The sequence below is a fragment of the Serratia sp. NFX21 genome (genome assembly GCF_048517035.1).
In the GTDB taxonomy this organism is placed as follows: Bacteria; Pseudomonadota; Gammaproteobacteria; order Enterobacterales; family Enterobacteriaceae; genus Serratia; species Serratia quinivorans.
Map to the genome: position 1 here is coordinate 4986164 of NZ_CP183196.1, position 16483 is coordinate 5002646.

Here is a 16483-nt window from a genome sequence, read left to right on the forward strand (position 1 = left end):
TTACCCTCCGTAATTCATGCGGCTGCGTGCGGCAGCCGCTTGTTTGCGCTGCTCGGCAGCAAGCTGGCGAGACACTTCGCGGGCAATGGCCTGCTCATCCTGTCCCGGTGCGGCATGTACCTGAATAGTGATAGGTGCCGGGGCCATCTGTACCGGCGCGGCTGGCGGTGCTGATGCCATCACCGGCGTCGACAACGACAGCATGGCAGCCGATAGCGCCGCTGTTTTCCGACGCCCGGTGATATTTACCGGGCCGCCGACCACTTCCGGGCCACGTTCGCCCACAATGCCAAACTGACCACGAGGAATGTTGCCGCCTTTGTCAAAAGCTCCCGCATAGCCCGGCCCCGGTGCCAGCATCGGCGCGGGCCGGTTGTAAGAAATGGCCGGGTTGACTTCGGTGTCACCACCGCCGAACTTCATCCAATTCGGCAACATATCGGTAAGGCCGCTAAACTTGTCTTTCAGGGCTTGCCAGCGTTCGCTGATACCGTCAATGATGCCGTTAATCATGTTCATCCCGGCTTCTTTGAACTTGCCCGGCAAGGCTTTAGCCGACCCCACAAGGCCATCCCATTGCCCGCCCAGCCACGTTTTAAGCCCTTCCCATGCCGCCTTGGTTGACTGTTTGACACGTTCCCATGCTTCCGACGTCGCCGTGGTGATGCCATCCCAAGCCCCCAGGGTGGCACTCTTGACCGTCTCCCAGACGGCTTGAAATTTTGGCCCCAGCGTTTCCCAGTTCTGCCAGATGTAAATCGCCCCCATGGCTACCAAGCTGATCACGGCCAGAATCGGGTTAGCCATCATGATCCGCCCCAACCACATCACCGCCGTGCCCACAAAACGCAGACTTTTGACCAGACCGACAAACGACACGCGCCCGACGATGGACATCAATTTCAGCATACCGCCGCCCATGGTCAGCAAAGAACGCCCGACCGCACCGCCGGTAAACTTCATTACGGTGCTAAGCCCACGCGCGGCAGCAGTAATACCCTTAAACGAAAACTTGGTGGCAATCTTGCCCAGCTTAAACAGCCCTTTGGTTAGCCCCAACGTCGGCCCCATCAGCAGGCTAAATCCGGTGATCACCGGCCCGGCCAAAAAGCCCAGAACAGCCATGCCACCTATCGCGGCAGTAAGGCCCAGCGCCAGCTTAAACAGCGTGCCGGACAGTTCCGGGTTTTCCTTTGCCCACTGCCCGGCAACGCCGAGCCATTTAGTCGCGCTTTGGGTAAGCTTACGCAGGCCAGAATCTTGCTTATCAAAGACCTCAATCTGAATATCCTCAAAGGCCGATGACATGTTTTTTAAGTCGCCGTCGAGGTTATCCGTTTTCGTCTTGGCGATGTGCTCTGTCGCCCCCTTGGAGTCCGTCACCGTCTGCTTTTTCGCACCCAGCTTGCCGTTGCCTGCCGCCGCAATCAGCTTGATAGCGCCTTTCATCGCCTCCTCGCCGAAAATGACTTTCAGGTATTCAGCCTGCTGCGCGGTGCCGAGTTTGTTCTTTTTAAACGAACGGTCGATTTTCTTTAGGATGCCTTCGATCGGCAGCATGTTGCCTTTGCCGTCTTTGGTTTTCACCCCCAGTTCTGACAGCGCATCCTGCGCCTGCCCGACCGGCGCTTGCAGCCGGGTAAACATGGCACTCGTCGCCGTCCCGGCCATGCTGCCCTTGATGCCGTTATCGGCCAGTACGCCCAGCAGTGCGGTGGTGTCCTCAATACTGGCCCCGGCCGCCTCGGCAATCGGAGCGACGTACTTCATCGCCTCGCCAAAATCCATCAGGTTGCTGTTTGAACTGGTAAAGCCCTTGGTCATCACATCCGCAACGCGCTGGATCTCGTCTATCGGCATGTTAAACGCCGATTGCATATTGGTGATGATGTCCGCCGCGTCGGCAATATCCAGATCGGAGGCCAACGCCAAGTTCACCGTGGATTCGGTCGATTTCAGAATGGCATCACCGTTAAAGCCGGATTTCGCCAATACTGATTGCGTGCGGGCGACGTCCGTCGGTGAAAATGCCGTTGTGGCCCCGATGTCCCGCGCCTGCTGGCGAATAGCCGTCAGTTGTTTGTCGCTTTTCGCCAGCCCTAAGGTGGCCTGCGTGTCTGACATCTGCTTATCGAATTGCACGCCCGGTGCCATAAAGCGGCTTTCTGCATACAACCCGGCGGTAGCGACACCCAGCCCAACAGCGCTTTGGTTGCGAACGGTTGCCCCCAATGCTTTACCGGCCTGCGCCCGCTGTTTAATGCGGCTCAGGGATTCCTGTTTTTTACTCAGGCGCTCCAGCTCCGCACGTTGACGATTGAGTGCGGCGGTGGCCCCGCTGGCGCTGGCTTTTAACCGGCGTTGCTCGGCGCTCAGTTTTTTGGTGGCGATACCGTCCGCATTGAGCGCATTGCGCTGGCGCTGCACGGACTGGCGCAATCCATTGTATTTTGTTTGCAGCTCGGCAGCGGCGCGTTTGGAGGCTGCCAGCAATCGCGCCTGCTGTGCCGTGGGTTTTTCCGTGGCCTTGAATTGGAGGGCCAGTGCCGCCGCTTCCGCCTTGGCACTTTTTAGCGCTTGCCCGGTGACAGCAAGCTGTGCCTGTTGCTTACGAAAACCCTCAATCCGGGCGGCCTGTGCGTCCAGTGCTTTGAGGGTTTGTTGGGTGGTTTTGATGTCACCGGAAAGCCGCTTACTGGCCTGTTGGATACTCTTTAGCGGGCGGGTGGCTTGGTCTACGGCCTTCAGCAAGACCTGAAGCTGCAGGCTTTTACTCATCGTGATTCACTCCGCTGCGTTGCAGGGCTTTATGACGCCAGTTCAACAGCTCTGTGAGCGTCATACTGACCATTTCAGACGGCGGCCAGTGGAATATCACCGCAATGTCCGCCATCAGATCATCAACGCCCAGCCGGGCGTCAATTTCTACTCCGCCGACTTCGGCGACAAAAAACCGACAACCTGCCCGGCCAGCGCCACCAAGTCCGACAGTTCCAACCGAGCACATTCTTCTTTGGTCAGGCTCGGGAACGTGACACGCGGCAGGATCACCAGCAACGCATCAACGTCCGCATTCGCTACGGCTGCCAGACCGACGCCGCGCAGTGCGCCTGCCGTGGGCTTAATTACCTGCACTTCGGTAATGGTGGTTTCACCACGGGTGATCGGGGTATCGAGGGTGATGACGTTTTCTTTAGCTTCGTTCATGGTAGTTTTTCTCTCTTGAATCAGGGAACAGGCCAGCCCGGCGGGCTGGCGCAGGTTTACAGGCCGATGGCCTTGCGGTGTTCGGCCAGACGGTCAACACCGTCGACTTTTTCGACCATGTTCACGGTGTCGACCTCGATTAGCTCTTTGCCGTCCACGGTCAGCTTAAAATAGGTACATTCGGTAGATACCTTGGTTTCGGTGTCCTCGCCCTGCTTGTATTCACCAAAGTCGATTTCTTTGTGGCGGCCACGCATGACCACCTCCACGGCAGACACCTCGCCGGTGTCATCACGCTGGAAGGAACCGGCAAAGCGTAACGGTACCGCATCAACTGCGCCCCATTGCTTGAGCACCAGTTCATCAATGCCGCCCATCGCCCACTCAACGGCCAGCGCGTCATCGTCCAGCCCCATATCAACTGGGGCCGCGCCATTCATCCCGCCGCCCCGGTATTTCTCCAGCTTGCGGGTGAGTTTCGGCAGCGTCAGCGATGACACGATACCCATGTAGTTAAAACCGTCGTTGAACAGGTTCAGGTATTTCAGTTTTTTAGGCAGAGCCATAATTCATCCTCTCCTTAACGGTTCACGGACGCGGCGAACGTCGCCAGATAGCGGTCAGTGATGCGCTGGCGCAGGGTTAAATCTTCCAGCGGTGGCACTGGCGTATAGTCGTAATCGATAAACAGCTTGCCCGCTTTCAGGGTTTCTTTGTCGTTGGCGCTGGCGTCATACCAACAATCCCCGTCAATAATCAGCCCGGCGGATTTCAGCTCACGGAATTTGGCTTTGATGCCATCAATCATGTCGCGGACAAGCGTCGGCGTAACCGGACGGTCAACCGCCCACAGGTGCGCTTCGGCCATGGTGTCCGCCAGCACCTGCGCGGTGCGGGTGTAGTTTTCAAACAGGAACAGCGGATCGTCAGAACAGGTGCGGGAACCCCAGAATTTAAAGCCGTCTTTGCGGATCAGGGTGGTGACACAAGCTTGGTTTAACAAATCGGCATCGGTACCGGGTGCCTGTAAGTCCCAGAACACGCTGGCCGTGATACCGCTCACCCCATTAACGCCGACGTTAGACAGGGTTTTGTGCCACCCGGTTTCCGTGTCGATTTTGGCACGCAGGCCCAACGCACGGGCGGTGGCGTAGGCAATATCGCTTTTGTTGGTGGTGGTGTTCCAGCTCACAAAATCCGGCCAGACAATCATCAGCTCACGCTGACTGAAATTGGCGCGGTACTTAATCGCCTCCTGTACCGTTTTGCAGCCGTAGGCACTGACATAGCCGAATGCACGCAACTGCTGGCAGATAGTGGCTAATGCGGTCGCCACTTCCAGCGTGTCATGGCCCGGCACGCCGAGAATGCGCGGTTTAACACCCAGCTCCGCCTGTGCAGATAACAGCGCTTTCATGCCGGTATAGCGGCCCTCGGCGTTCGCGCCGCCGATAATATTGGAGGTGGTTTCTTTGGCGTCTTTGCCTTCGGCAACACGCACAACCACTGTCACCGGTTTTGACTGGTCGGCAATCGCCAGCAGTGCGGCCGCCAGCGTCCCTTTTTTACCGGCCTTGCCGGAGGCGGCCAGTACGTCGGTGATTAACACCGGGACGTTAAGCGGGAATGTTGCCGCGTCGGCATCCTCCGCCGTACAGACCATACCGACGATAGCCGTCGAGACAGTGGAAATAACGCGGGTGCCGTCGTTGATTTCGACAACACGCACGCCATGATGATAGTCAGCCATGTATAGCTTGCTCCGTGGTGGGTTGGTGCAAACATGATGCCGCCCGGCACGGCACGCCGCACGCGGTGGGTGATGGAAGGCAGACCAGACAACAGGCAGAGCCTGCCGGGAAAGTAATTTGAGGGAAACCGATCGTTTTCGCCGATCAATATCAGCGTATTGATCTATGCAATCAATTGGACGGAAATTAGCCGGGCGGGGTATGGTCAATAAACAAGACGCGGCAACATCAGGGAAAGCCGCAAAGTATAAAGCCCGCACTCATTACGATGCGGGCTCTTTTCTTAGGCGTCTGGGGCTGGCGGCCAGTCAACATCCGGTGCTGCTGCGATATCAAGGCGATGGTGCATCACACGGTATCTTTTCCAGCTTTCCAGTTGAGCTATTTCGGTAGTATTCGCGATACCCAAATCAACCGCATCCTGCAACGGTGCGATCATCTTGGCAGCGGCTGCAATAAGGGCACGCTGCTTTACTCGGGCTTGCTCTTGATGTTCTGCCGGTGTGTAAATCCGCTTGTCGATTTTCTTCCCATCAAACACCCAGTTACCCGAAATATCCGCCCGGCGGTTTGCCGTGGTATCAGCAACCTCCGCAACATTCATCCCGGCAGGCCACAACGTAGAAACATCTTTATTGGCTGCGATACTGCGGATAATGCCTTTATCATCGTAGGCAATTTTAATTGTATCGGCCGCAAAACCCTGCTGACAGCTATACCATTCAAAACCATCTTCGGAAAAAAGAAATAACGCATTATGCTGGTTACTTAATTTAAGTTGCTCTGGTGTCTTTGGCGAACTAAGTTTAAACCCTTTAATATCCTTCATAATTTATCGACCTATAGTGATCCATTGTCCATTTTTATAAATCTGGATATAACTCCAGAACAACTCTTCGGCAGAATAATCGCCGTCCCAGTTATTGAATCCCGTTAGTACGGTGTTTTCGTGATAGGTATAGATACCTGTAGCACCATGCTGCGTTTCCGCGCTATACCTAACGTTTTGAATAAAGTTTTGATTAACCCAGTCTACGGTTGCCCGCGCACCGACTTCACGATTAAAGGTTCCCCAATCAACCCTACCGTTAATGTTGTCGTTTAACCAATTGCTTAAATACCCGTTCCATGCAGTCCCATTAATATTTCCATCTGTTTGATAAGTCGTATTCCCCACTTTCAAACTGCCTGCAACATTAGCACCACGGTCAACCCATAAATCTTCGCCAATCGATACACTTTTATCAGCGCGAATGGTGCCATTTACAGTAAGGTTATTATTCATCCCTACCGCATGTGCAAATGTCGCCTGACCTGATTTTACATCCACTCTGAACGGTCTAAGGCTATTCCAAGTGCCGTACTGGTCTTTAGCATTAGTAAGCATTAAGTAGATGCTGCTGCCATCGTTACGCCAGAATGCTCCGTAATCACCACCGACAATACGATAATTATCGGTTGATGTTGATTGAATTTCAGCGGAAGTTTTTACTGTACCGGTCAATTGGCCGCCGGACTTCATTAAATAACGCCCGTCTGCCTCTGATTTATTCCAGGCGTTAACGTCCCCCGCCAACAGATTGATGTCGCCTGATAGTGGTTTACCGTTGACCTTGTACGATCGCAGGGCGTATTTCTGCGCGGCTTGTGCATCCGTTAACGCCCCCACATCCGCAGCCGTTGGTTTATTACTGGTGTGATAGAGCTTTACAAAATCAGAGTATTTTTTAGCATCCGCTGACCGTAACCAAAAATTATTCGTCGCCTTTTCAGATAATAATTGAATCCCGCGATGCTCAGTCGCACTCAAATTGACTAACGTCGAATAAGGTTGCGCGGGATAACTACTGGTATTTTTATCGTCAAACTCCAGCGTTGAAATGCTGATCCCCTGCTTCCAGAGCGCCGGGACGTCGGTAGCCGCTCGCAATGGTTGCGTAGGTAGCACCGTTGCGCCATCAATGACCAACGTCCCGGCCATCGTGTCGCCCGTCCGTTTCACATAACGGCCATCCGACTCGGTTTTATTCCACGCATTAACGTCAGCCGCCAACAGATTAACATCACCGGACAATGGCTTGCCGTTAACCTTGATGGAGCGCAAGGCAAACTTCTGCACCGCCTGCGCATCGGTCAATGCCCCGACATCGGCCGCCGTAGGCTTGTAATCCGTGGTGTAAATACGGCCCCATTTAATGCCGTTCGTGGAGTTTGAGCCGCCCAAGAAGCCCGCACCGCTGTTAGAAACTCCAACATATCCGGTAGAAGGGCCGCCATCACATGGCAAAGAAATCACCCCATATACGCCGTTACCCGGTGCATTCGCTGACGTATTGTTTACGCGAAAAATTTCCCCCTGATTGCAATAAGCATCATCACGGTGACGCGATCCCATACCCAGCCCAAACGCGCCGACGGCCATCACTTGCCCACCCTCAACACCGACGTTTTTCGTCGCTGCGCTACCTAGCGCCAGATTACCGCGTGCGGCGGACTTGTCGGTCAGGTCGGACAGATTGGCGGACTTTTTGGCGCTGGCATCGTTAACGGCCTTAATGGCCTTCGGCGTGGCGGCTTTTGTTTCGTCTGCGCTGGTTGTCGCACTGCTCAGTTGCACCAGACCTTTCGCGGTGGTGCTGGCGTCCGGGTGGTTACGGGTTTTCTCATGGTCTTTGATGGCGTCTGCGACAAAATCCTTAGTAGCCAGCACAGTATCGCCCCCGGCAATCACGCTAATGGCTTCGGTGCTGCTGACAATCAGGATCATGCGCAGCGTCTGCGTGCGGCCGCTGCCTTCCTCCAGCTTGGGTTTGTAGCTCTCGGCCATATTACTGACCGCAATCAGCGTGCCGAAATCATCATACAGCCCCATTTCACGCAACCAGAATCCGCCGACGCTCGCCGGGACAATCAGCTCCGCCACGATATGATTTTTCAGCGTTTTATCAATGGTCAGCCCGTTGAGGGTGGCCCGGTATTTCTCATTGATCAGTTTGGTCTGTGCCGGGTTCGGGGTGGGTAAGCTGCCGTTACCGTCGCCGACGGCCATACGGGTGATTTTTAACTGGGTACCGCCCGCCGACGCGGCGGCAATCTTGGCCGCCCCGGCGGTGGTAATAATCGCTTTATACTTGCTCATAATTTCCTCTTATCCGGGGTAAACGGTGATGACATCGCCGTCCACGACGGCCGCGCCGACGTAAATCAGGCCGGGAATGTCCTGCAGAATGTTGAGGCCAATCAGGTGGCGGCTCAGGGGTTTGGCATCGGCGATCAACCGCTCCATTTCTAAATACATGTCTTCCGTGATGCCGGTTTCTAACACGCCAATATCCAGCCGAAAGGTGCCGGGCGGATCGTTACCGTGAAACCATTCGGTAACGTTAATCAGGTAGCCCAGCGGCTCAACCACGCGACGCACGGCACCGATGGTGCCTTTATGGCGGTGGATGAAAAACGCCGCTGCTACCACGCCGCGCTTTACCTCTTCCGGCCATGCCTCATCCCAGCGGTCAACGGAAAATGCCCACGCCAGATAGGGCAATAAATGCACCGGACAACGCGCCGGGTTCCACAATTCGCGCAGCGGTACCGGCATCCGCTCCAGCTCGGCACAGGCCGTGGCGGCTGCAACTCCAGCTCGGCACAGGCCGTGGCGGCTGCAACCTCCAGCGGGGAAGAACCGACCGGCAATAATCGGTTATTCATCAGCACGCCCCGGTGTAATGGTGAAGCCGGTGCAATAGCCCGCCTGCGTCTTATCCAGCACGATATCGGCCGCCGGTTTGATGATGTCTACATGCTCAACACCTTCCACAGTCAACGCGGCGTTCATGCTGGAGCGCCGGATACTGCGCCCCAACCGGCGCACACCCTCCACGTAATTGCGTAGCCTTGCATTGGCAGCGGTGAGGATCGGCGCAACCTCCGGGCCGGGGTGTAGATACAGCGTGGCTTCAATGGCATAGCGGGTAATCTTGGCCGACTGCACCACCACCCGATCGCCGACCGGGCGCACATCCTCATCATTCAGGGCAGTATTCACCGTTGCCAACAACTCAGCGGGTGCGGTGCCATCGTCATCACGTGACAACACCGTGACGGTGATACAGGCCGGTGACGGGCTAATGGCCGTCACATCGGCCACCCGGCCATCAGCAGAACGGGCATGAAAGCGGTAAGAGCCTGCCGAACCGGCGGTACTCATGCCTTCAAAGGCATCCTGCAGGCGTAACCGATAATCGTCGTCCGACTCCATGAGCGCCGGTGTTGGCGGGATAGTAGTTACATCCGCCGGAATGATCACCAGACGCGGGGTGTTAAAATTCGCGCCGAGCTGGTCAAGGTCGGCCCCGGTGGCATAAGCCAGCATCACCGCCTTGGCGGCATCGTTGATGCGCTGGCGCAGAATCACTTCACGATAGGCATTTTCCTGCAACAGCTTCACGATCGGCTCCGACTCCAGCGCCAACGTGCGGCTGATGGCCTCGCGCTCCGCCTCGGGATAGAGTGAAATCAACGTGGCTTTGCGCTCGGCCAGCAGTGCCTCATAGTCCAGCGTTTCAACGACTGTCGGCGCGGGAAGAAGGCTTAAATTTATCGTTGCCATAGTTCAGCTCACAGGAATAGACAGCGACAACGCGCCGGGGGTATCGGTGCGTGTGCCGGTGATGTCGATCACCATCTTGCCGTCGTAGGTGGTGTTAAAAGTGATGCCGGTCAGCTTTACGCGGGGTTCCCATGCCAGAATCGCGCTGTAACAGGCGGCCATGATTTGCAGGCGCAGCGTGTCATTCTGCGGCTGGTCGAGCAGCTCGGACAGCAACGAGCCATAAGCCCGGCGCATGGGCCGTGAACCCTGCGGCGTGATCAGAATGTCGGCCACAGACTGGCGGATGTGTTCGATATCCACCAATGCGCGGCCGGTGTCGCGGTTCATACCGAGGTATTTCGCGCTGTTCATGACGGTTTATCCGTGCTGCCGCCGCCGTTCTGGACGCCGCCGTGGGTATGGGTATGCACTACCACGCCGTTAGACGTGATGCTGCCGCCGCTGTGCTCAATGCTGCCGGTCATCTTCCCGCCGTTTTTCACTTCCAGCGTGCCGGTGGTCAACTTGTTGGTGCAGACCACCTCCGGGGCATCAAGGATGATTTTGTCAGCCTTGACCATCAACATTTTGGTACTGGCAGTGATCGACTCAGCCGCCTGCACATTCGCGGTTTTAATGCCGGTCACACTCAGCGCACCGCTGGCCGGTTCATACTCCATCACCGCGCCATCAGGGAAAGTAATATGCAGCGCATCCGCCGACGCCGACGGGGCCGGGAAGTTATCGGAAAAGATACCGGACAGCACAAAGGCAGTATCCAATTCGCCACCCAGCGAAAGCACTAACACCTGTTCACCCTCTGACGGTGCCCACCACACACGGGCACGGCCCGCCCGGCAGGTCATCCAGTGAAGCCAGTCAGTAAGGTTACCGCCGGTATTGACTCGGCAAAGACCGCGCTCAAGGTCGACGGCGTTCACGGTGCCAATGCGGATCAGATTGCGCAGCAGGCGCGTAATGTCGGATTGATTATTCATGCTGAAAGGATGCCGCCCAGCGAGGGCGGCGGCAATGCGAGGAGGTTGGACAACCTGAGGCACAACAAATTACAATCAATGAGAGCTAGTAAAAACTACTTACTAGTTACATTACCTACGGGGATATTAATAAGATGAATGCTTTCTATTATAGGAGGCTCGATTTTTACTCTATAAGAAAGCCCCTCATCAATATACTTAATTGATTCTGAGGTTGTATATTTCTCCTCATACCCTGCAAAGTCACAAAGGTTACTGAAAAAATTTCTTATATACCTAAAGGCTGCTATCGCCTCATCTGTTGTTCTGCCTGCCGTCAGAAACTTATCTCTACCACCACCTTTGATATCAAATGGTACTGACACACTTTTATCTGCCAGATCAATATATATTTCTGGGATCCCAAGCTTTAAACTCAGTCTGTATATCGCAGGAGAGAAGTTAGCAATGTATAAACTATAAGTTATGCTAGGGTTGGCATTTGTAATTATTGAATGAAGATGCTGTCTAGCCACACTCAATTCACTTTCTATATCTTCAAATGCCTCACTGCAAAAAACCGGCGTACCCAACAACGGCGTTCCCTTGAAAAAAATCTTATGTATCTTTGGATGTAGCTTGTATTTTGCCTGTATGCAATCCAAATAATTAACCTCACCTATTTGAGAGAAATAGGAGAATAAATCTTTCCTATGTGAATTGAAAAGATCTATATTATTCTTCGCCCTTGTTATTTTTATTTGTTCAGCTGTTTGCTTTGTTGAATGTAATCGAGACACTAAAATAGAAAGTGGTAAAGATAGAGATATCAATGCCAATGGAAAAGCACTTATTCTTACAAAGTTACTCAATCCATCCTCAGTTAACAATATAGAATGCCCACTCCATACTATAATGCCAAAAAAAATTGCATACATGAGGGGGGTGAAAATTGAAAGCCAGAGTAAGCCCTGTTCAGAGAGCCCTTTATCAGCATGTAAAGTCAGAGCTTTTTTTAACTTATTTGATAGCCCACCACCTCCACCAAAAAAAATCGCCACAAAGAACATGGGAATAAGCAACGGGAAAGTTATTATCATTATCAATAAAATTAAACTGAGCACGTTTGTCTCCACCGGAGTTTTAATTACAACAACTATATCATTTTCAAGTAATTAACTAGCATACTTTCAATCATTTTGACGTCTGCCGGGCTGAATCCCAGCAGCGGACGCGCTTCATATTTCACATCAGTGCTGTGCGGTGTTGGCCGGTCACGCAGGCCGTAATGGTGCACATTAGCCATGCGCTTAACTCGCCCGACAAACTCCACTACAGCCTCGTCGCCGCTGCCCTTGGCTTTCATGTAACGCGCGGTGCGCAACTTGGAGAACATCGCCCGATCGCGCAGGCGCTTTGTATTGCGCAATGGCGTTTTACGCGGCGCATACGGCGTGCCGTCCGGTGCCTGCTGGCGCTTGATGCTTTGCTGTTGGCTGGCGCGTAAACGCTTGGACACGACGATGGCCAACGACTTGCGGGACTGCGGCGACAGCGCGGTAATCAGCCCGGCCAAACGGGTGTCAAAGGGGCTAAGCTCGTTCATTCCACTCACTCACTAATTCACCGTGTACAAAAAGCTGCAGCGGGCGCGTGACGTTTTCCGGCAATGGCGGCTCCGGCAGATGCTTAACGTGCAGAGCGCCGCCGTCCTGTTCTTTGACCACCACACGCTCAGTCAACTGCAACGACACGCTGAAATCATACGAACCGTCGTTATTAAAATCGGTGGCAAAGGTAAAGCCGGTGCGGCGTTTTTCTGCTGTGGCCATAATGTCCGGTTGGTTTTCCCGTAGCCACGCCTGTATCGGCACCACGATTAAATCCAGATCGCCGGTGTAATCCAGAAACAACAGATTCAGCGTGTAGCTGTACTCATGCGACAGTGAGGTGGCAAGCGTGGCGGCAATGCTTCCACCTTGTACCCTTACCTGCAGATTTTCGGGGTTGCGCTGCAACCATTGCATACAGCTTGCCAGCTCAGCGCGGAGCTGTTGCGGTTTTAACATGGTGTTTCTCCTGACAGGTTTTGATGGCATCGACCTGCACCGCGCAGGCCGCCAAGGCGTTTTCAAGCTGGCGAATATCGGCGCTCAGATCGCCGTTATTCTTCGGGTCGCTGGCCGGTATTTGGCACGGGTTCACCGCCTGACAGCCAATGTAGATAATCTGCGGTGCCGGTGAAGCCGGGGCGCTGGTGCAGCCTTGCAACATCAGCAGGCAAAGGAGTGTTGAACCAATCGCGTAGAATTTGGTTTTCATTGAGTAATCTCTGTATTTTTTGTTCGCGGATCAGCGCCAGCCGGTGCGCATTGTTGAGGTCATTCCGTAGGCTTTTCTCTTCCTGCGACAATTGGCCGGCCGCTGCCTGCAACGTGGTGATCGCCGTGCGGGTGTCGGTCAGCGCCGTCGATATCCTGCCGTTTTCCAACTTGGCAACATCCAGCCGATCACCCAGGGCGATAACCTGCCATTTCAACCAACCGGCGACGACAAGCGCTAACACCAGTAACAGCGCGGCGGTGCGATTCATTGGTCAACCCCTGTCAGGCAGTAGGCCATTTCTGCCCCCCTGCGGCGCTCCAGTCCTCTGTTTTTAATCCCGTTGACATACACCCAGCTCGATAACTGCTCGCAGGCACTGCGCCAGTGTAGTTGCTTGATGAAACCGGCCAGTGTGGAGCCACACGCCGCCGTCACGCCGACGTTAAAGGCAAAGGACACTACCGCGTCATAAACCGGTTGCGGCATCGTGACCGGCATACAGCGGCCGAGGTCACGCTCTACCCGGTAAACATCAGCGACCAGATTGACGGCGGCTTGGCGTTCGCTAATGACCTTGCCCGGCACAACCCCAGCGGTGTGACCGATGCCGCTCGTCCACACGTTCGCGCTGCACTGGTAAGGGGAAAGCCGACAGCCTTCAAAATCAGCCAGCAACCGCAATCCGGCCTCCGAGGTGTGCAGGGTGTTGTATTGCGGCAGCAAAGCAGCCAGCGCCAGCACGGCGGCCACGGTGCAACGTTTAGCGATTGAGTTCATCGTATACCCTCCGGCTAACACCCAATTTGTTCAGTAACTGATAGCTTTTTCGGCGGTAGTACCAGTTAACAAGAAAGGTACCGACGCCCACGGCAGCCCCGACCATAAAGGCAATATCCTGCGGCGAATACTTGCCGATCCACGCGAGGAAAATCGCCACCGCGTAGGCTAAAAATGAGGTAATTCGCTCCATTGTTAATCCCATAAATTGACGGTTTCACGCTGCGGCGCGGCGGTCGCGTCCGGCAGCTCGACCGGTTGGCCGTGGGGCAAAATCGACCCGGCATCGGCCAATCCCTCATTGAGTGAGTAAACCTGTTCAACTACGCCCTGCGTGCGCCCGTAATAGCGCCAACAAATCGCGTCAACGGTGTCGCCCTGCAGGGCGTAGATTTTCATTACAGCAACCCGATGATGCAGTGGGTGCGGTCGGCCACATTGCTGATCGCGTTACGAGCCGAGCGCCACAGTTCATCAATGGACGCCTCGACAACATCCGCTTTGCGCCCGCCGGTGCCGGTGGTGTCCATGCTGCGGTATTGTTCCGACAAAATGGCGGTGGTCATGGTGCTGACCGCGTTGCGGTATTCACTTACCCGGATGCTTTCGCCGTCGAGTTCGTCGGCGGGGACATCATCCAGCCGCTGATAGCCGTCGGCCATCTGGTCACGGCGGTAGGTGAACAGCTCGGCGTTGACTTCCGCCAGCGCACTTTTAATCGCCAGCCGTAGCCGTGGAGCGGTGATGGTGCCTTCAATACGCATCACGTCGCGCACGTCTGCCGGGGTGATATCCGGGAAGAAAAAGACGTTTTTAATGATCGGCTCATCCTCCGGGCGCGGGGCTGGCGCGTCCGGGCGTGGTTTTATAATGACGGTGCTCATATGACCTCAAAAAATAGGGGGCGGTGGACGACGGCGTTGATGAGGTGAAACCTGTCGCGGCCATCGTGCCGCCCGGCGCGGGGCGCGTTCTGTTAGCGGCTGGCGGCGGTACGGATCGCCCGCTCCAGCCGTTCAATGTCCTTTTTGACGCCGCAGCCGTTATGCAACTGCAACGCACGTTTCAGGTGGTTTAACGCCAGTTCAGCCCTGCCCGTTTCGCGCAAAACGTACCCGGTGATTTTGTGCAGCTTGGCGCGCACTTGGTCTGGCATATCTTCTGCGTCGGTGAGTTCCATCGTCTGTGTAAGGTGGTCAATATTGACTGCCTCCCCGGCCTCATGGGCACGGGTGGCAGACTCGGCGACGTCTTCTGCGATGAGGTACGGCGTGGAGCGGGTGAAATTGCCCGGCGGTGCCAACTTGTAGCGCAACGCGTAGCGGGCAATGTCCAGTGCGCCGGGGATATCCCCGGCATCCAGTCGCCAGACCATGACCGTCATCAGAATGGCATCCTGTGCACCGTTACCTTCCGCCAGCACTCCGGCCACCCATGGGGCATAGTCCGGCAGCAGTTGGCGCTTGAGTTCGGCTTTACGCTCTTGCGAGCGTATCTGCTTGAGTTTTCGCTTATCTTCATAGAGTTTAAGCATCATCAGTTCGTAGCCGTTGGCATGGCGCAGCGGGTCATTTTTCCGCTGCGCGGCCTCGACCGCAGACTGGCGCAGAAGGTGACGGCGGGCAGGGCTGGTCATGGTTACTTACCGCCTTTTGCCGCTTTGTCGTCTATCGGCGCGTCATCGGTGCCTTTCACCTCAGCATCAGCGACAGGCTCCGCTGGCGCGCTGGCAACTTTGACAGCCTCGACGATGGCACCGGCCAACTCGGCGATATCATCTTTTTTTGGCTCTACAGCTAAAAGCTTGATGTTCTCCACCAGACAACCGCAGGCGTAATCTTCCACCACGTAATCCTCGTTGACGGATTCGTAGTTTTCGATGCGGTCACGCTTCGAGTTTTCCACCATATGACGGCGGTGCGTATCTTCCTGCCAGTAAATTGACAGATTATCCATGCGGGTGATCAGCAGTGCATCTGCCGGGAAATAAGGCACGCGCACGGCAGGCAGGTTGCCGATGCGCTTCTGGCTAATAATCAGGTCAGCGGCCATTGCTTCCGTGTTCGGCTGTTCCTGATTGACCAGCGGGAAATATTTGTCAGCCAGCAATTGGCGACCGCAGATCACCACCAGTTCCGGATCTTCCTGATACCACGGCGCAATCAGGTTATTGGTGGCATCCATCACCAGCGCGTCGAGATTGGCGTAATTGCCACCGGCACCCACGCAGATTTTGTCAGACAGCACACTGCCGTCCTCACCCACAATTTTATCCATCACACGGCTCGGCGCGTTCTCGCGGTATTTCTGCAGCCAGCCCGGCGCAATATCCTGCAGCAGCGGGAACTTGACGCGGTTGGAGGTTTTCGCACGGTGCGTGCCGTTAAAGCCGATCATGATGCGGTCTAATGCCTGACGTTTCACAATCGCATCACGTAAGCGGGTCTGGAAGTCCTGATAACGCGCCCACAGGTCAAGGGTGTTATAGCGGATGTGGAAATCGTAGTTCACCTGCTGGCAGAAATAGCCCTCGGCATCCAGCGTAGCGAAGTCGGCGGTTTCGCGCTCATCACCGCCTGCGGTGTCGGTGGTGCTGGCAATAGTGCCAGTAACATCCATCCCGATTTTTTCCCCTTTCATCTCCCGCACCGGCAAGATATTGATGCGGGTCAGGAACGTGGAGGAATCCTGTACGCGGGTCATGATGGTCTGCGTGACAGACGGCTCTACGCTGAATTTTTTATCCAGATCGCCGGTATCGATGCCGTTTAGCTCGGCAATGCGGGACATAAAAGCATTAAATTTAAAACGAGTTTGCTTGCGCATTTTTATTCCTGTTTTTATTCGGTTTTATC

At 55.0% G+C, this 16483-nt stretch carries 21 protein-coding genes and 1 pseudogene; all 22 read right to left on the reverse strand.

Annotated features, from left to right (window positions below; all coding sequences use genetic code 11):
- The 22 genes and pseudogenes from ACNT1W_RS23265 to ACNT1W_RS23370 all read right to left on the reverse strand — a co-directional run bounded on the left by ACNT1W_RS23265 (position 1) and on the right by ACNT1W_RS23370 (position 16454).
- Positions 1-2778: a phage tail tape measure protein gene (locus tag ACNT1W_RS23265; RefSeq protein ID WP_419246199.1), complete on the reverse strand. Its 2778-nt coding sequence runs from the start codon at positions 2776-2778 to the stop codon at positions 1-3.
- Positions 2771-2893: a GpE family phage tail protein gene (locus ACNT1W_RS23270; RefSeq protein ID WP_261096036.1), complete on the reverse strand. Its 123-nt coding sequence runs from the start codon at positions 2891-2893 to the stop codon at positions 2771-2773. The genes ACNT1W_RS23265 and ACNT1W_RS23270 overlap by 8 nt, the downstream gene beginning before the upstream one ends.
- A gap of 32 nt (positions 2894-2925) precedes the next feature.
- Positions 2926-3207 carry a phage tail assembly protein gene (locus tag ACNT1W_RS23275; RefSeq protein ID WP_017894070.1) on the reverse strand — a complete coding sequence of 94 codons (282 nt, stop codon included), beginning with the start codon at positions 3205-3207 and terminating at the stop codon, positions 2926-2928.
- Positions 3208-3263: 56 nt separating this feature from the next.
- Positions 3264-3773 (reverse strand): phage major tail tube protein, encoded by a 510-nt coding sequence (locus ACNT1W_RS23280; RefSeq protein WP_419246200.1) that lies wholly within the window; start codon positions 3771-3773, stop codon positions 3264-3266.
- A 14-nt stretch (positions 3774-3787) separates the two neighbouring features.
- Positions 3788-4957, reverse strand: a complete 1170-nt coding sequence (locus tag ACNT1W_RS23285; RefSeq protein WP_419246201.1) for a phage tail sheath protein — start codon at positions 4955-4957, stop codon at positions 3788-3790.
- A gap of 284 nt (positions 4958-5241) precedes the next feature.
- Entirely contained in the window at positions 5242-5787 is a 546-nt protein-coding gene (locus tag ACNT1W_RS23290) for a tail fiber assembly protein (RefSeq protein WP_419246202.1), read from the reverse strand.
- A 3-nt stretch (positions 5788-5790) separates the two neighbouring features.
- The gene (locus ACNT1W_RS23295; RefSeq protein ID WP_419246203.1) at positions 5791-8097 is read right to left on the reverse strand and encodes a phage tail protein; all 2307 of its coding nucleotides are present in this window, start codon (positions 8095-8097) and stop codon (positions 5791-5793) included.
- A gap of 9 nt (positions 8098-8106) precedes the next feature.
- Positions 8107-8669, reverse strand: a pseudogene (locus ACNT1W_RS23300) (phage tail protein I).
- On the reverse strand, positions 8659-9567 hold the full coding sequence (locus ACNT1W_RS23305; protein WP_419246204.1) for a baseplate assembly protein: 909 nt from the start codon (positions 9565-9567) through the stop codon (positions 8659-8661). Before ACNT1W_RS23305 ends, ACNT1W_RS23300 begins: the two are co-directional and overlap by 11 nt.
- Before the next feature lie 3 nt (positions 9568-9570).
- Entirely contained in the window at positions 9571-9921 is a 351-nt protein-coding gene (locus ACNT1W_RS23310; RefSeq protein ID WP_261409930.1) for a GPW/gp25 family protein, read from the reverse strand.
- A complete protein-coding gene (locus ACNT1W_RS23315) occupies positions 9918-10547 on the reverse strand; it encodes a phage baseplate assembly protein V (RefSeq protein WP_419246205.1) in 630 nt (209 codons plus the stop codon). The genes ACNT1W_RS23310 and ACNT1W_RS23315 overlap by 4 nt, the downstream gene beginning before the upstream one ends.
- A gap of 95 nt (positions 10548-10642) precedes the next feature.
- Positions 10643-11650 (reverse strand): hypothetical protein, encoded by a 1008-nt coding sequence (locus ACNT1W_RS23320; protein WP_419246206.1) that lies wholly within the window; start codon positions 11648-11650, stop codon positions 10643-10645.
- 32 nt (positions 11651-11682) lie between these two features.
- The gene (locus ACNT1W_RS23325) at positions 11683-12132 is read right to left on the reverse strand and encodes a phage virion morphogenesis protein (protein ID WP_419246207.1); all 450 of its coding nucleotides are present in this window, start codon (positions 12130-12132) and stop codon (positions 11683-11685) included.
- Complete coding sequence (locus tag ACNT1W_RS23330) at positions 12119-12595, reverse strand: phage tail protein (protein ID WP_419246208.1); 477 nt, start codon at positions 12593-12595, stop codon at positions 12119-12121. Before ACNT1W_RS23330 ends, ACNT1W_RS23325 begins: the two co-directional genes overlap by 14 nt.
- Entirely contained in the window at positions 12567-12800 is a 234-nt protein-coding gene (gene lysC / locus ACNT1W_RS23335) for an Rz1-like lysis system protein LysC (protein ID WP_419246209.1), read from the reverse strand. Before lysC ends, ACNT1W_RS23330 begins: the two co-directional genes overlap by 29 nt.
- The gene (gene lysB / locus ACNT1W_RS23340) at positions 12691-13119 is read right to left on the reverse strand and encodes an Rz-like lysis system protein LysB (protein WP_419246210.1); all 429 of its coding nucleotides are present in this window, start codon (positions 13117-13119) and stop codon (positions 12691-12693) included. Before lysB ends, lysC begins: the two co-directional genes overlap by 110 nt.
- The gene (locus tag ACNT1W_RS23345; protein WP_419246211.1) at positions 13116-13628 is read right to left on the reverse strand and encodes a lysozyme; all 513 of its coding nucleotides are present in this window, start codon (positions 13626-13628) and stop codon (positions 13116-13118) included. The genes lysB and ACNT1W_RS23345 overlap by 4 nt, the downstream gene beginning before the upstream one ends.
- Positions 13612-13821 (reverse strand): HP1 family phage holin, encoded by a 210-nt coding sequence (locus ACNT1W_RS23350; RefSeq protein WP_017894084.1) that lies wholly within the window; start codon positions 13819-13821, stop codon positions 13612-13614. The genes ACNT1W_RS23345 and ACNT1W_RS23350 overlap by 17 nt, the downstream gene beginning before the upstream one ends.
- A gap of 2 nt (positions 13822-13823) precedes the next feature.
- Complete coding sequence (locus ACNT1W_RS23355; RefSeq protein ID WP_419246212.1) at positions 13824-14027, reverse strand: tail protein X; 204 nt, start codon at positions 14025-14027, stop codon at positions 13824-13826.
- A complete protein-coding gene (locus ACNT1W_RS23360) occupies positions 14027-14512 on the reverse strand; it encodes a head completion/stabilization protein (RefSeq protein WP_419246213.1) in 486 nt (161 codons plus the stop codon). Before ACNT1W_RS23360 ends, ACNT1W_RS23355 begins: the two co-directional genes overlap by 1 nt.
- A gap of 92 nt (positions 14513-14604) precedes the next feature.
- Positions 14605-15264 (reverse strand): terminase endonuclease subunit, encoded by a 660-nt coding sequence (locus tag ACNT1W_RS23365; protein ID WP_419246214.1) that lies wholly within the window; start codon positions 15262-15264, stop codon positions 14605-14607.
- 2 nt (positions 15265-15266) lie between these two features.
- On the reverse strand, positions 15267-16454 hold the full coding sequence (locus ACNT1W_RS23370) for a phage major capsid protein, P2 family (protein ID WP_419246215.1): 1188 nt from the start codon (positions 16452-16454) through the stop codon (positions 15267-15269).
- Between the last annotated feature and the right edge of the window lie 29 nt (positions 16455-16483).

Coding starts and splice junctions, on each gene's coding strand:
- ACNT1W_RS23265 (WP_419246199.1), bottom strand. CDS start 2,778: ATGAGTAAAAGCCTGCAGCTTCAGGTCTTGCTGAAGGCCGTAGACCAA.
- ACNT1W_RS23270 (WP_261096036.1), bottom strand. CDS start 2,893: ATGGCGGACATTGCGGTGATATTCCACTGGCCGCCGTCTGAAATGGTC.
- ACNT1W_RS23275 (WP_017894070.1), bottom strand. CDS start 3,207: ATGAACGAAGCTAAAGAAAACGTCATCACCCTCGATACCCCGATCACC.
- ACNT1W_RS23280 (WP_419246200.1), bottom strand. CDS start 3,773: ATGGCTCTGCCTAAAAAACTGAAATACCTGAACCTGTTCAACGACGGT.
- ACNT1W_RS23285 (WP_419246201.1), bottom strand. CDS start 4,957: ATGGCTGACTATCATCATGGCGTGCGTGTTGTCGAAATCAACGACGGC.
- ACNT1W_RS23290 (WP_419246202.1), bottom strand. CDS start 5,787: ATGAAGGATATTAAAGGGTTTAAACTTAGTTCGCCAAAGACACCAGAG.
- ACNT1W_RS23295 (WP_419246203.1), bottom strand. CDS start 8,097: ATGAGCAAGTATAAAGCGATTATTACCACCGCCGGGGCGGCCAAGATT.
- ACNT1W_RS23305 (WP_419246204.1), bottom strand. CDS start 9,567: ATGGCAACGATAAATTTAAGCCTTCTTCCCGCGCCGACAGTCGTTGAA.
- ACNT1W_RS23310 (WP_261409930.1), bottom strand. CDS start 9,921: ATGAACAGCGCGAAATACCTCGGTATGAACCGCGACACCGGCCGCGCA.
- ACNT1W_RS23315 (WP_419246205.1), bottom strand. CDS start 10,547: ATGAATAATCAATCCGACATTACGCGCCTGCTGCGCAATCTGATCCGC.
- ACNT1W_RS23325 (WP_419246207.1), bottom strand. CDS start 12,132: ATGAACGAGCTTAGCCCCTTTGACACCCGTTTGGCCGGGCTGATTACC.
- ACNT1W_RS23330 (WP_419246208.1), bottom strand. CDS start 12,595: ATGTTAAAACCGCAACAGCTCCGCGCTGAGCTGGCAAGCTGTATGCAA.
- lysC (WP_419246209.1), bottom strand. CDS start 12,800: ATGTTGCAAGGCTGCACCAGCGCCCCGGCTTCACCGGCACCGCAGATT.
- lysB (WP_419246210.1), bottom strand. CDS start 13,119: ATGAATCGCACCGCCGCGCTGTTACTGGTGTTAGCGCTTGTCGTCGCC.
- ACNT1W_RS23345 (WP_419246211.1), bottom strand. CDS start 13,628: ATGAACTCAATCGCTAAACGTTGCACCGTGGCCGCCGTGCTGGCGCTG.
- ACNT1W_RS23350 (WP_017894084.1), bottom strand. CDS start 13,821: ATGGAGCGAATTACCTCATTTTTAGCCTACGCGGTGGCGATTTTCCTC.
- ACNT1W_RS23355 (WP_419246212.1), bottom strand. CDS start 14,027: ATGAAAATCTACGCCCTGCAGGGCGACACCGTTGACGCGATTTGTTGG.
- ACNT1W_RS23360 (WP_419246213.1), bottom strand. CDS start 14,512: ATGAGCACCGTCATTATAAAACCACGCCCGGACGCGCCAGCCCCGCGC.
- ACNT1W_RS23365 (WP_419246214.1), bottom strand. CDS start 15,264: ATGACCAGCCCTGCCCGCCGTCACCTTCTGCGCCAGTCTGCGGTCGAG.
- ACNT1W_RS23370 (WP_419246215.1), bottom strand. CDS start 16,454: ATGCGCAAGCAAACTCGTTTTAAATTTAATGCTTTTATGTCCCGCATT.